This is a genomic window from Algoriphagus machipongonensis, from assembly GCF_000166275.1.
Taxonomy (GTDB): Bacteria; Bacteroidota; Bacteroidia; order Cytophagales; family Cyclobacteriaceae; genus Algoriphagus; species Algoriphagus machipongonensis.
The window spans coordinates 21,337-34,800 of record NZ_CM001023.1 but is presented as its reverse complement, the minus strand read 5'-3'; the positions used below and the strand labels follow the sequence as shown (position 1 = coordinate 34,800).

Annotated in this window: 14 protein-coding genes; 8 read left to right on the top strand and 6 right to left on the bottom strand. The window is 37.2% G+C overall.

From position 1 onward, the window contains the following. Positions 1 to 81: 81 nt before the first annotated feature. Positions 82 to 561: a cupin domain-containing protein gene (locus ALPR1_RS00165; protein ID WP_008197545.1), complete on the bottom strand. Its 480-nt coding sequence runs from the start codon at positions 559 to 561 to the stop codon at positions 82 to 84. Continuing rightward, positions 558 to 1,661 (bottom strand): non-hydrolyzing UDP-N-acetylglucosamine 2-epimerase, encoded by a 1,104-nt coding sequence (wecB, locus tag ALPR1_RS00160; RefSeq protein WP_008197543.1) that lies wholly within the window; start codon positions 1,659 to 1,661, stop codon positions 558 to 560. The genes ALPR1_RS00165 and wecB overlap by 4 nt, the downstream gene beginning before the upstream one ends. A gap of 138 nt (positions 1,662 to 1,799) precedes the next feature. On the opposite strand from wecB, the gene ALPR1_RS00155 reads away from it, so the two are divergent. From ALPR1_RS00155 to ALPR1_RS00145, 3 genes are read left to right on the top strand one after another with little or no spacing between them, the layout of a single operon-like run. After that, positions 1,800 to 2,465, top strand: a complete 666-nt coding sequence (locus ALPR1_RS00155) for a hypothetical protein (protein ID WP_008197542.1) — start codon at positions 1,800 to 1,802, stop codon at positions 2,463 to 2,465. A gap of 6 nt (positions 2,466 to 2,471) precedes the next feature. Beyond that, positions 2,472 to 4,172, top strand: coding sequence for a capsule assembly Wzi family protein (locus ALPR1_RS00150; protein ID WP_008197540.1), 1,701 nt, complete (start codon positions 2,472 to 2,474; stop codon positions 4,170 to 4,172). 12 nt (positions 4,173 to 4,184) lie between these two features. Then, positions 4,185 to 4,700, top strand: a complete 516-nt coding sequence (locus ALPR1_RS00145; RefSeq protein ID WP_008197538.1) for an FKBP-type peptidyl-prolyl cis-trans isomerase — start codon at positions 4,185 to 4,187, stop codon at positions 4,698 to 4,700. A gap of 132 nt (positions 4,701 to 4,832) precedes the next feature. Here ALPR1_RS00145 and ALPR1_RS00140 read toward each other — a convergent pair whose 3' ends face one another. Together ALPR1_RS00140 and rlmH are read right to left on the bottom strand one after the other, a co-directional pair. Further along, on the bottom strand, positions 4,833 to 5,588 hold the full coding sequence (locus tag ALPR1_RS00140) for a hypothetical protein (RefSeq protein WP_008197537.1): 756 nt from the start codon (positions 5,586 to 5,588) through the stop codon (positions 4,833 to 4,835). 217 nt (positions 5,589 to 5,805) lie between these two features. Continuing rightward, entirely contained in the window at positions 5,806 to 6,279 is a 474-nt protein-coding gene (rlmH, locus tag ALPR1_RS00135; RefSeq protein ID WP_008197535.1) for a 23S rRNA (pseudouridine(1915)-N(3))-methyltransferase RlmH, read from the bottom strand. A 156-nt stretch (positions 6,280 to 6,435) separates the two neighbouring features. On the opposite strand from rlmH, the gene ALPR1_RS00130 reads away from it, so the two are divergent. The 4 genes from ALPR1_RS00130 to ALPR1_RS00115 all read left to right on the top strand — a co-directional run bounded on the left by ALPR1_RS00130 (position 6,436) and on the right by ALPR1_RS00115 (position 12,029). Then, the gene (locus ALPR1_RS00130; protein WP_008197534.1) at positions 6,436 to 6,942 is read left to right on the top strand and encodes a fasciclin domain-containing protein; all 507 of its coding nucleotides are present in this window, start codon (positions 6,436 to 6,438) and stop codon (positions 6,940 to 6,942) included. Between the two features lie 101 nt (positions 6,943 to 7,043). After that, on the top strand, positions 7,044 to 10,169 hold the full coding sequence (locus tag ALPR1_RS00125; protein WP_008197532.1) for a S41 family peptidase: 3,126 nt from the start codon (positions 7,044 to 7,046) through the stop codon (positions 10,167 to 10,169). A 129-nt stretch (positions 10,170 to 10,298) separates the two neighbouring features. Beyond that, positions 10,299 to 10,958 (top strand): SGNH/GDSL hydrolase family protein, encoded by a 660-nt coding sequence (locus ALPR1_RS00120; protein WP_008197530.1) that lies wholly within the window; start codon positions 10,299 to 10,301, stop codon positions 10,956 to 10,958. A 294-nt stretch (positions 10,959 to 11,252) separates the two neighbouring features. After that, positions 11,253 to 12,029: a hypothetical protein gene (locus ALPR1_RS00115; protein ID WP_008197528.1), complete on the top strand. Its 777-nt coding sequence runs from the start codon at positions 11,253 to 11,255 to the stop codon at positions 12,027 to 12,029. A 117-nt stretch (positions 12,030 to 12,146) separates the two neighbouring features. Here the strand turns inward: ALPR1_RS00115 and ALPR1_RS00110 are convergent, their stop codons facing one another. After that, positions 12,147 to 12,620 (bottom strand): YcxB family protein, encoded by a 474-nt coding sequence (locus tag ALPR1_RS00110; RefSeq protein WP_008197526.1) that lies wholly within the window; start codon positions 12,618 to 12,620, stop codon positions 12,147 to 12,149. Between the two features lie 151 nt (positions 12,621 to 12,771). Between ALPR1_RS00110 and ALPR1_RS00105 the strand changes: the two genes are divergently transcribed. Then, complete coding sequence (locus ALPR1_RS00105; RefSeq protein WP_040303065.1) at positions 12,772 to 12,999, top strand: hypothetical protein; 228 nt, start codon at positions 12,772 to 12,774, stop codon at positions 12,997 to 12,999. Here ALPR1_RS00105 and ALPR1_RS00100 read toward each other — a convergent pair. Continuing rightward, positions 12,996 to 13,406, bottom strand: a complete 411-nt coding sequence (locus ALPR1_RS00100) for a Fur family transcriptional regulator (RefSeq protein WP_008197521.1) — start codon at positions 13,404 to 13,406, stop codon at positions 12,996 to 12,998. The genes ALPR1_RS00105 and ALPR1_RS00100 overlap by 4 nt on opposite strands. Between the last annotated feature and the right edge of the window lie 58 nt (positions 13,407 to 13,464).

Genomic DNA, 13,464 nt, shown 5'->3' with positions numbered 1-13,464 from the left:
ACAATGAAATGATGAGGGCTCCAATTGGAGCCCTTTTCTTGTTTTTAAGCTGTAATCAAATTTCTAATAATGGATTAATAATCAAGTCAATCGCTTGATGATAGGCTCATTTTCAGGAAAACTTTTCAAAAGAGTGTCAGCATCAAATAATTCAAAATCCTCAAAATCAAACCCGGGGGCTACTACACAGGAAACTAAGGCATAGCTGTCTTTGGTATCAACCGTGCTTCCGAATATTGTATTCGCTTTGACAACTTGCTGAGGGAAGTTCCCAAGGGAGTCCACGGGTCCCAAACAAATTTTTTCATGCCCTTTTTCACTCAGTAAGTGAATAGTTAAAGAATCTCCTTCATGCCAAAACCAGTGCTCATCACTTTTGATGCGATGAAACTTTGAGATGTTTTCCGAAGTCAATAAGAAGTAGATAACTGTGCATAGGTTTCTTGGACCTGGCTCTGTATTAACGCTTTGTGAAGAACGGTAAGTCTCCTTATAATACCCTCCCTCAGGATGGGGTAGGAGTTGAAGTTGATTTACCAGTTCTTTAACGCGATCTATCATTTTACCGAAGGGTATTTATCTTCAAGGATTTTAACGATTCTTTCGGCGGTTTTTCCATCCCAAAGAGGGATTCCTTTATATTTCTTCCAATCGCCACTCATGATTTTATCGAGGTAGGGCTTTAATTTTTCTGGATTGGTTCCTACCAATTCATTGGTGCCGAGATCGATGGTCTCTGGCCTTTCGGTATTATCCCGAAGCGTGATGCAAGGTACATTCATCACTGAAGCCTCCTCTGTAATCCCTCCAGAATCTGTAATGACTCCTTTTGCGTTTTTCACCAAATAATTGAACTCCAAATAACCCAATGGTTCTACCATATTTAGATTTGGAGCTTCAATACCGATTGCCTGAAGATTTTTGGCAGTTCTGGGGTGAACAGGAAAGATGATTGGTAATCCTTTCGTGCCATCCAGAATGGCATCAATCATGGCTTTTAACTTATGCTCCTGATCCACATTAGCTGGCCTGTGCATGGTCATGACGAAGTAGTTTCCAGCTTCCAATTGGTCGAAAATAGCACCTTCTGGTTTTTGAAATTTTGGCATTTGTGCCAAAAGGGTATCAATCATTGTATTGCCTACAAAATGGATTTTATCCTCTGAAAACCCTGAGTTTCTTAAGTTCTGATTGGCAATTTCTGAAGTAGTAAAAAAGTGGTCTGTGATGGAGTCAGTTACCATTCTGTTGATCTCTTCTGGCATACCTAAATCGCCGGAACGAATACCTCCTTCTACATGGGCTACATCGATTTGAAGTTTTTTTGCGGCAATGGAGCAGGAAAGGGTGCTGGTGACATCTCCCACAACTAGGACTAAATCTGGACGATTTTCCATGAGCTCTTTTTCAAAAGCTACCATGATTGCAGCAGTTTGCTCCGCTTGAGTACCTCCTCCGGCACCTAGATTGGCGTGGGGCTGAGGTATATCTAATTGCTCAAAGAAATCCCCGGACATTTTTTTATCATAATGCTGTCCTGTGTGGATAAGTCGAAAACTTACTCCAGATTTTTCTTTCTGCAATTTTTGAATTTCATGAATAATCGGGGCGATTTTCATGAAATTCGGTCTAGCTCCTGCAACAATGGTGAAATTGCCCATAAGTAGATATCTAAATTTTCTCAAAAATAAAGATTACTTATTGCTATGCCTTAGAAAATTAGGAAAGATTGAGTAATCCTCATTTGGCTGGTTTTTTGTTTCTTTGTGGCATAAGTTTTTAACTGCAAACTATTATTCATGACATTTCGAACTTGGTTAAAGGGTTGGGTTATATTCCCATCCTTAATCTTCCTGGGTTTTCTTTCATCTTGCACTGATACTTTAGAAGCTGAATCTGTTGTTTACTCCAATGATTTTTCTGATTTGAATTTGGCTGGATTTGAGAATGGGAGATTGTTTATTTTTGAAGATGATACTGTCGCAGGATATTACCATAATGAAGAAATTGCGGTGAATGTAAGCGATATGCCATCTCATAATCTGTTAAAAGTTACCTTGGAAATCATCGTTCATGATAGTTGGGATGGAAATCCTGATGATGGAGAAGGAGGCCCAGATTATTGGTTTTTCGGAATAGATAACCAAGAGGTTTTTCGCACGACTTTCTCGAATTCACCCTGTGTTTCCACCTACTGTCTATATCAATCCTATCCAGACGGATATTTTCGCCAAAACACTCCTAAATCAGGTGCTATTCAAACCAACTTACCTGGACTTTGCCTTTTTGGAGCGAGTAATAATTATAGTACAAAATATAGCATCTCTAAAATCGTAGAGCATAGCAACCCCAATGTTAGAATCTATGTGAATTCTGATTTAACAGCGGATAATTCGCCGGATCCAATATGTGACGAATCCTGGTCCTTAGCCAAAGTGGAAATTACAGCTCTTACATTAAATTAAGCCCTGATGAAAAGTATTAATACCAACAGATTTATCATCTTGACTTTTGGGCTGTTATTTTGGTCTTCACTTGCCATAGCTCAAACAGTGCCAATTGGAATGCCTTTGCTGGATCAATATATCAGAAGAGCCCAGCTTTTAGGAAATGTGGATTCCAGCAGTTCTTTTATGATTCGACCAATTTATCCAACTGAGGCTTTTGGAATTGAAAATGGGTTCGATTTGGACGATTCAGTAGTGGATACAGATATATCCAGAGTTCACCAATATTTCGGAAAGGATAATAAAGGAAAATTTCTCTTGCTCCCAGGAGTAGTTAAAACTCAATTTAATTCTACTTATGCTTTTGGTGTAAATGACGGAGCTTTTATTCCCAATAGAGGATTTCAAGCTATTTTAAGCCCTGGAATATATGCTGAATACGGAAATTTCAGCTTTCAATTTCAGCCTGAAGTTCTACTTGCTCAGAATAAGGATTATAAAGGATTTCCAATCGAGCATCAAGCAACCATATTATTCTATTATGAATATATGAATAGGATAGATATGCCGGAACGTTTTGGTGATTCGGGATATAATCAAATTTATCCTGGTCAGTCCAGCTTTAGATACAACCTTGAGGATGTTTCATTTGGTCTATCAACAGAAAATCTATGGTGGGGCCCTGGCAGAAGAAATTCAATTTTGATGGGCAATAATGCCCCTGGATTCCTTCATTTTACAGCGAATACACGTAAACCCATTGAAACTAAAATCGGATCCTTTGAGGCACAGTTTATCGCTGGATTTTTGAAGTCTAGTGGATATTTACCTCCTCAAAGTGATTACATGATTCAAGGTAATCCTGTTCATATTCCTAAACCAGAAGATAGTAACAGATACCTTTCTGGATTAGTATTTACCTATCAACCAAAATGGGTTCCGGGTTTATTCCTTGGTTATGGCTCGGTAAACCATATGTACCGTAAAGATGTGTCTACAGTAGGAGATATCCTTCCTGTCTTTAATGGTAGAAAAGGTCCAGAGAACATCCTAGACCCCATTCGTGACAAAAGACAGCAACTTAGCTCTGGATTTTTCAGATGGCTGAGCCCTGCAGGTCATTTTGAATTCTATGGAGAATATGGAACCAATGGAAATAGCACCAGACTTAGTGATTTTATGATTGAACCGGAATCTGGAAGAGCATTTACATTTGGATTCTCTCATTTAATGAGCTTGAAGAAGCCTGGGCATTATTTCCAGATCAGCTCAGAAATGACGCAGACCGGACAAACCATCAGAGAGGATATCAGAGATCTTAAAACTTGGTACATTCATGATTATGTCAGAGATGGGTATACACACAATGGTCAGGTACTTGGAGCAGGAAATGGGCCTGCCAGCAATGTGATATTTGTAGAATTTGCTTGGGTTAATAAAATGAATCGATTAGGCTTCCAAATGGAGCGAATCGTTTATAACAATGATTTTTACTACTATCGGTACGAAGCTTCCAAAGACTGGAGAAATAAGTATGTGGACCTAGTACCTTCTTTGGTGGGGGATTGGAGATTGGGAGATTTGCTTCTAAGTGCCAAAATGCAATATGTCAATACGCTGAATTATAAATGGTATTTGGAGAATAGTCCTGACCAATATTTTGTGCCGGGATATGACCGTAAAAATTTCGTTGCCAATATCGGAGTTGCCTATATGTTCCGTTAATCTCAATAAATAATGATAGTAGAAAAGGAAAAAGTGGTAGGGATAGCCTACAAACTCAAAGTAGATGATGGAGAAACTGGGATGACACCTTACGAGGAAGTTCCGGAGGATAAGCCTTTCTTATTTTTATTTGGGACAGGTGCAGTTTTTCCCAAATTTGAAGAGGCTTTAGCGGGTAAAACTGTTGGAGATGAGTTTTCAGTCTTTATAGACTTTGAGAATGCCTATGGTGACTATTATGAGGAACGTCAAACCATTATCCCCAAAGCAAATTTCAAAGAGAAAGGGAAGAAGAATAATGACCTTTTGAGGGTAGGAGCGGTGATCCCCATGCAAGATGATAAAGGCAATCAGATCAAAGGTGAAATAACCAAAATAGATTACATGGGCGTTCATATGGATTTTAATCCACCTTTGGCAGGATATGATTTGCAATTTGATGGTAGAGTGATTCTCTTAAGAGAAGCTCAGCCTGAAGAAATAGAACATGGTCACGTTCATGGCCCAGATGGACACCAACATCATTAAGATCAATAAAGAAAAAATGCCCTATGATGAGTAGGGCATTTTTCGTTTTACTGGAAATGGTAATTCCACTAGAACATTTGGGTTGATTGTAAATAAATAGGAGTAAGACTTCTCAGGTTTGAGGAGTCATTTTTATTTTAGATCGTAGCCATAGACTTTGTAAGCCTGTTCAATGGCTAATTCTCTAAGCGCTTTGATCCTTTCGGATTCATATAGTAGAAGGGCTTTACTTAATTGTTTTGAAGCTAGCCCAAAGGATTGTTCATTGAAGTGGGAGATCGCATCATTGTAATATTGCAGTCCTGCCAATTCAACTAAGGAGACTTTTCTGAAAATCGCATGTTCTGAAAAATCAATGTCTGGGCTTCCCAATCTTTGCGTAAGAGAGGTTAATTGGGCAAATTCTTTTGGGTTATAACTGTCTAAATATTTCTTTACCTCAGAAGATTTAGTGATAAGTCCTCCGATTGGAAGGGTACTTTCTAGAATTAGGTTTTCACCATCAAGATTAACCATTATGAATACATGGTAATCTGTTTCTACGATATCAAAATCAAATCCATATCGCTCTAAAAGAATCCCTAAGGTGGCTGAACCACTTACACAATCAAAATCTCCCGTTTCTAGCATTTGATTGAAAGTGGAATGCTGAACGTAGTTTTTCAATAAATATTTATGAGATTTCTCGAAAATACTTCGGAGTAAATTATACTCATTATTCGTCTTAGCTCTTTTCTTGTCGAGATCAGCTACTAATTCATGCCATTTATCATTTTCAATATTTTCTGCGTGAATGGCTTTAAAAAGTTGAAGGGGATCATTTTTATCATTCTCCCAGATTTGTCTTTCTAGGTCAGTTTCAAAGTGCAATTCCTCTAGAGCAGGCATAGCTTCCTGTGTAAATGCTGGAAAGCAAATACATATGAAAATGGAAAATATGCACAAGAACCGGTTCATCTTACATGAAGTATATGTTAATGATAATAGGTAAAGTTAACAATTTGGTAACATTACTCCCAATATTACACTAATTCTTAACATTGAAGAAATGTTAAAGGGCTGATTTTTAGTATTTCACTAAGAATTTTTAGTGTTAAGAGAAAAGTTATTCGTGGTGGTAAGGTTCGTTTCGTAGAATCGTAAAGCCTCTGTAAAGTTGCTCAACAAAAAAGGGTCGAATCATCTGATGGGAAAAGGTCATTTTCGAGATAGACAGCTTACCATTTGCCCTGGCATATACCGCTTCGGAAAAACCATAAGGTCCTCCAATTACAAAAATCAATTGCTTTAAACCCGCATTCATTTTTTTCTGTAAAAACTGAGAAAAATCAATTGAGCTGTAGCTTTTACCTCTTTCATCTAATAAAATCAGTTCATCCGATGGGGTCAGCTTTTTTAAGATTAACTCTCCCTCTTTTTCTTTCTGTATGGTCTCGGAAAGTGATTTGGTGTTTTTTAGATCAGGGATTACCTCAAAATCAAATTTGATATAAAAGTTAAGGCGTTTGCTGTATTCATCAATTAAAGATTGAATGGACTTATTATCAGTTTTGCCTATAGCGATCAGTCTGATTTGCATGCTTAAATATCGATAATTTCCTGCTAACCATACTTCATCCCTTAAAAATTGATTTAATGATGGTAATACTACCGATTGTAAAAAATTGATAAACAATTACTTACCTGATGTGTTCCTATGATTACAAATTAAACTAATCCAAATCAACTAACTATTATGAAAAAATTAGGAACAGTATTGATGCTTACAGTTATTATTATAGCATCTTCATTTACAATAAAACCTACATCAGTTCACGAGACTAAAGTAGACGCAGACATTGTTGACCTGGCAATCTCTCAGGATTTCCTTACTACACTAGTTGCTGCAGTTAAAGCTGGAGATTTAGTAGATGTTTTAAAAGGGGACGGCCCATTTACGGTCTTTGCTCCTACAAATGATGCTTTTGCAAAGCTTCCAGAAGGAACTGTTGAAAGCTTGTTAAAGCCTGAAAACAAAGCAAAACTGGTGAAAATCCTTACGTATCATGTGGTACCTGGTAAAGTAATGTCATCAGATCTGAAAAATGGTCAAATGGCTAAAACAGTAGAAGGAAGTTCTGTAAAAGTTACCTTAAAAGACGGTAAAGCAATGATTAACAATGCGACCGTAACTGCGGCTGATATAGAAGCTGACAATGGCGTAGTTCATGTGATTGACACTGTGATTATGCCTCCAATGTAATTAACCCTTAAAATACACAGTAAAAGCCTATCCCCTGGATAGGCTTTTTTATTGAATAGGCTTTTTTAACTTTAGTAGAATAATACTTAAACCACCACAGAATGAGAAAACTATACATTACTTGTTTATTGGTATTGTCTGTGTTTTTTGCAAATGCACAGACAATGGAATCTCCTTATTTTGCCTCTGAGCCTACCCTGACTCCAGACGGGGATGTTATTATTTTCAGCTATGAGGGAGACTTATGGAAAGTGCCAGTGTCGGGAGGGCCGGCAGCTCGTATCACTGCAATGGAGGGGGAAGAAACTAAGCCAGCAGTATCACCAGATGGAAAATGGCTTGCCTTTACCGCAGAGCAGTATGGCAATAAGGATGTTTTTATCATGCCATTGAATGGTGGTGAAATTCAGCAATTGACCTTTCATGAGGCTACAGATGAGGTAGAATCATGGAGTTGGGATAGCAGTACAATTTACTTTACATCAAGCAGGTATAATTCTTACACCACATTTGAAATTCAAATAACCGGTGCTACGCCAAAAAGGCTCTTTCCTCATTATTTTAATACAGTACATAATACCGTGATCAGCCCTACTACCGGGGAGATATTTTTTAATGAAAGCTGGGAAAGCAAAAGGTTCGCTAATCGTAAGCGGTATAAAGGAGAGTATAACCCTGATATCAAATCGTATGATCCAAGTTCGAAAGCCTATAAGCAGTATACTGACTATGAAGGGAAGGATTTTGGTGCCACGATTGACCAAAATGGTAAGGTTTATTTCATGTCTGATGAGGCCAATGGAGAATATAATCTCTATACTTTTGAAGGGGAAGAAAAAACTCAATTAACTGATTTCCCAAGCTCTATTTTATGGCCAAAAGTTAGCGCAAATGGAGCAAAGGTGGTTTTTCAGAAAGATTACCAAATCCATGTTTATGATGTAGCTACTGGACAAACTTCTAAGCCTCAATTTTCCCTTTACCAAAATCAAACCCTAGGAAAAGATATCTCTAGAGAAGTAGCGGGCAATGTCAGTTATTTTGATGTTTCTCCTGATGGTAAAAAAATGGCTTTTGTTTCAAGAGGGGTATTATTTATCTCCGATATCAAAGGGAAATTTATCAAGAAGATCCCTACTGAAGCCAAAGAAGCTGTGGAAGAGGTGAAGTGGTTGGCAGATAATAAGACCTTAATCTATACCAGGACGGTCAAAGGATATCATAATTTATTTACCATATCAGCCGAAAACCCGGGTGAAGAGAAGCAACTGACAGAAGATAAAGACAAAAACCGGAATTTAGTTTTGAATGGAGATAGAACATTAGGGGTGTATATGAGCGGAAGAAATGAAGTCCGTGAAATTAATTTAGAGACGCTCGAAAGTTCTACTCTAGTTGAGGATGAGTTATGGGGGCTTTATACTCCAAATCCATATTTTTCTCCGGATGATCAATACATAGTTTTCTCACCTATCAGGAATTTTGAGAGAGAAGTAATGATTTATCATCGACCAAGTAAAAAGACCATAAACCTTACGAAGACTTTGGTCACTGAAACCAATCCAGTATGGTCTCCTGATGGCAAGTATATCTATTTTGTGACCGACAGAACAAATCCTAGTTATCCCTATGGGACAACGGATGCCCATATTTATAGAATGAAACTGGAGAAGTTTGATGATCTATTTGTTTCAGATCAAGTGGATGAACTTTTTGCCGAAAAAAAGGAAGGTGATAAAGAAAAAGAAGAGAAAAAAGTGGAAGTAAAAGTGGAAGAGGGAGACTTTATGGATAGGCTTGAATTAGTAGGTCCGTCCTTTGGACAGCAGTCTTCTCCATACGTTTATCAGGCTGAAGGAAAGACTATAGTTTTATATACTTCCAACCATGATGAGGGTACTCCGAAAATGTGGAAAACTACTTATGAAGATTTTGAAAGACCTAAGACAGAAAAGGTGGGAGATCAACGAATAGGAGGATTTATGATCTTGGAAAATAAGGAAAACCTATACCTGTTAGCCAGTGGAAAAGTCAATACGTTTGATCCGAATAGTAATAAGATAGAGGAAATTAAACTTGTGGAAAACTTTTCAAAAAACCTCAAAGAAGAGTTTGAACAGATGTATTTTGAGGCATGGGCAGGAATGGAACAAAATTTTTACGATGGAGATTTTCATGGTGAAAATTGGCAGGAATTGAGAGATCGCTATGCTGAATTTTTGCCCTTTATACGCAGCAGAGCTAACTTAGCTCAAATTTTTAATGATATGTTGGGTGAGCTGAATACTTCACATTATGGGTTTAATTCTAGTGGTGAGGAGCAAAAGATTTATTTGGGAACAAGATCTATGGAAACTGGGATAATCTTTGAAAATGATTCTCCATATACTGTGGATAAAGTTGCAAAAGACAGTCCGCTTGATTTAAGTTCTAGCCCTGTTAAACCTGGAGATGTATTAATTTCTGTGAATGGGAAAAATGTGGATAAGTCTAAAAACAGGGAAATCTATTTTACAGGTCCATCTATAGAAAATGAACTGGAATTGACTTTTGATCGAGGGGGTGAAGAAGTAAAAGTGAAAGTTCATCCTACCTCCTATTTTGCGATGAAAACCTGGCTATATGATGAATGGATGGATACCAATGAAGCCTATGTGGACGAGAAAACTGGAGATAAAATTTCTTATGTACATATGAAAAATATGGGTGGTGGTGAGCTTCAACATTTCTTGGAATACATGGTGTCAAATAAAGGAAATCGTGAAGGCTTGATCTTGGATCTTCGCTATAATACGGGAGGAAATGTGCATGATCCTGTCCTTCAGTTTTTGAGCCAAAGAAGCTATTTGCAGTGGAAATACAGAGACGGTGCTTTGACCAACCAGCCAAACTTTTCACCTGCGGATAAGCCGATTGTTTTGTTGATCAATGAGCAATCTCTTTCCGATGCCGAGATGACGGCTCAGGGATTTAAGGAACTTGGGCTTGGGACAATTGTGGGAACCGAAACCTATCGCTGGATCATATTTACTTCCGGACAAGGCTTGGTAGATGGTTCTTTTTATAGACTTCCATCTTGGGGCTGTTACACTTTGGATGGCAGGAATCTTGAAAAGGAAGGAGTATCTCCTGATATCAGAGTCGAAGAGAACTTCGTTGACCGATTAGAGGGCAATCAAAATCAACTGGATAAAGCAATAGAGGTCATCTTAGAGAAACTCAAATAGTGATAATTGAAATAATTAACCCCCAAAGGAATGGCAAATCTCCATTGGGGGTAATTTATTCGGCATTCAGACTGTAACTCAAAAAAAGTTCAAGTTCATTTCGATTAAATCCAGAATAGAATTTAAAACATGTCATTTTTAAAAAGTATCGCATTTATTGCCAGTTTGTTTTTTGCTTTTCTCCCAAGAGATAATCAAGAAAAGCCGAAGGTTTTAATTATTGGAGATTCTATTTCAATTGGATATACGCCATTTGTCCAAGAGGAATTGGGTTCAAAAGCTTCCGTTTTTCATAATCCAGGTAATGCGCAGCATACTGGAACAGGTTTAAATAAAATAGAAGAGTGGATTGGGGATGAAAACTGGGATATCATACAATTCAATTGGGGATTATGGGATTTATGCTATCGACACCCGGGTTCCAAAGTTCAGGGTAATCGAGATAAAATTTATGGTACGATCACTTATTCTTTGGAGGACTATTCATCAAATCTTGATTCCTTAGTAGGGATTTTAAAATCAAAAACTGATGCCAAATTGATTTTTGTGACGACAAGCTATGTGCCAGAAAATGAAGCTGGAAGGTTTCAAAAAGATGGAATAAAGTACAATAAGGCAGCAAAAAAAATCATGAAAAAACATTCAGTTATTGTTAATGATATTTATAAAAAATCGAGAAAAATTCATCAGGAGTTTGGAAAAGGAAACGACGACGTTCATTACCAGGAAAAAGGTTACCAAGCTCTGGGAAGTATTATTTCAGAGTTTATAGCCAATGAAATAAAATAAAGAGATAATTAGATTCATTGAGATATTTTCAGGTAAACTAAGATATTAGGAGCATAACTTATATGCAGAAAATTTTTAAAAGAGATTATATATTGTGGACCCAAACTCCATGAAATACATATTATTTTAAGGAGATAAAATCAACTGTATAGTTTACTCTCTGGTTTTCAGGTTGTTTTAATCACTAAAGCCTAAATGATTAATTCCTCACGAGAAACCACCTTATAGATAGATTGCAATAAGAGATAGAAACAACTATCTCTGTTTTCACTTTTTCTGTATCAAAATTTAAATATGACTATCTCAAAAGATATAGAAGTAATAGTTTCCTCTTATGGTGGGGTAGGAACTACTTTTCTGATTAATTGGCTCAAGAAATATCGTAATACGAATCATCCAGATGATGATGATGGCCTAAAACATTTGCCAGTCCCCCCTTTAAGTACAAATAAAGAATTAAAGTGCGTTTATATATATGGTAATCCAGAGCTGGCAACAGTTTCTCTTTTTCGGAGAGATTTTCATCATATGCATTCTGTTAAGTTATTGAAATTGGAAAAATGGAGAACAAATCCCATTTCTCTAGAAATGAAGCTCAGTGATTATGCCGCTGAAGGGGTGGACCGATTCAAATTTGAGAAACACTTTTTTAACTGGTATGAGGACTATCTGAATTGTCCAACATTTTTTGTCAAGTATGACAAGATTTTTGATTCTCTTGAGCCCCTTTTTGATTTTCTAGAAATTCCAAAAAAACGAATTTCCGACTTTCCAAAACCCATAAAAAGGACTTCATCATTGAATGAATTGTCAGAAGAAACCCAAGAAAATCTTCATCAATTATATGGTGACTTTAATCAAAAACTGGCTCGATTGCCGGATTATGAAATCAGGATTCCTGAAAAAACGCAATCAGTATTACTGTCCAATTTGAAGCTCCCTTATCTAGGGGTTTGGTTGGATGACAAATATTTTAATTTAAAAAAACTGATAAGAAATGAGGTTCCTTATTCAATGACATTAATTCAAAAAATCAGAGATATCAAAAATCAGAGATATCAGAATACTTAACATTCTACTTGCCAATTGGCTTGAAAAAGAATTTCTATCCAAAAATAAATGCCCCAAGAAATCAATTTCTTGGGGCATTTTCTATTTAAAGATAATATGAACTCCGAATAGGGATTCTTACTTAACCAATTCTTTTCTCTTCAAAATCGTCTCCATAAACTTTCGCTCGTTATCCGAGTTAAAAATACGGAAAGGTAAATGGATAAATTGCGCTTTGGAAAGGTAGAGTACAAAAGCATCATTTTTAACCTCTGCTTTTTTTACCATGTTCCACTGGATCGGCATTCCTTGCTTGGAATTTATTTTCATCAGAATCTGCCTACTGTCGATTTCATAGCCTAATTTTTCGAAGATGGCTTTGTTCTGCTCCATTTGAGTTACTCCCGTAAATTGTATTGCCCAGAAAAGCACATATAGGCCATATGCGATCAATGCGCCTATAATCCACCAAATAGAAGGAATCCAAAAATATCCACACATGATGGCTAAGGCAATTGGAATTACCCACCATTGTTCTTTAAGGATATGTACTAAGCCCATTTTAATGTAAGTGCCTGTTTCCAGCTTGTATTTTTTCGTCTTTACTATCATCACTTTTATTTTCAGCTCGCAAATATCCTAGTATCCGAGGGATTAAACAAGCCGATTAAAATCATAAACACAGGTTTTCTTCTAAACAATTTGACCAAGGCATTGATTTAAAATGTGTATTGGTTTATATTAATTAAAATTTTTGGCCATGATGAGTAGTTTAGTAATAGATCTGGTGCTCTGCGGGTTGGCTTATGTAGTTCTAATTTACTTTGTAGCCACCTTAACTCGCAACTCCTTAAAAAGGCGAGACAGCAACGGAGATGAAGGAGATGGGGGAGTAGAAAATTTAACTCCGCCTAAAATTGATTTGCCTCCGGGTGTCATCTGGCCCTCAGATGTCCCTCAAGGAGCAAGACCTGAGCCCGTGGATTTTTAATGGCATTTTTCGCAGATACCCTGTACCAATAAACTCATTTCATTTTTCTGGAAACCTGCAGGAAGTTTAACTTGAGGTAATATGATATCCTCTAAGCAAGTTGTCTCTCCACAAACCTCACATTTGAAGTGAACATGCTCATGGCTATGCTCTTGGTCTTCATCATGCGAGCATAGAGCATATTTGGCCCCTCCGGTATCGTCAAGTACTTTGTGTATTACATCCTTATCAACGAAAGTTTTCAGCGTCCTATAAATCGTGACCCTGTCAAACTGGTTGTCCAGTGACTCTTCCAGATCAGAATGTGCCAATGCCACCTGCTTGTCTAAAAATTCACGAATGATTTCCAGCCTGCAATCGGTAATTCGCAGTTTATGACTTTGTAATATGGAGTGTGGGTTTATCATAACAAGTATTAATCATGCTAAATTACAAGAAAATATTGATGCTATAAAACGAAAGAGG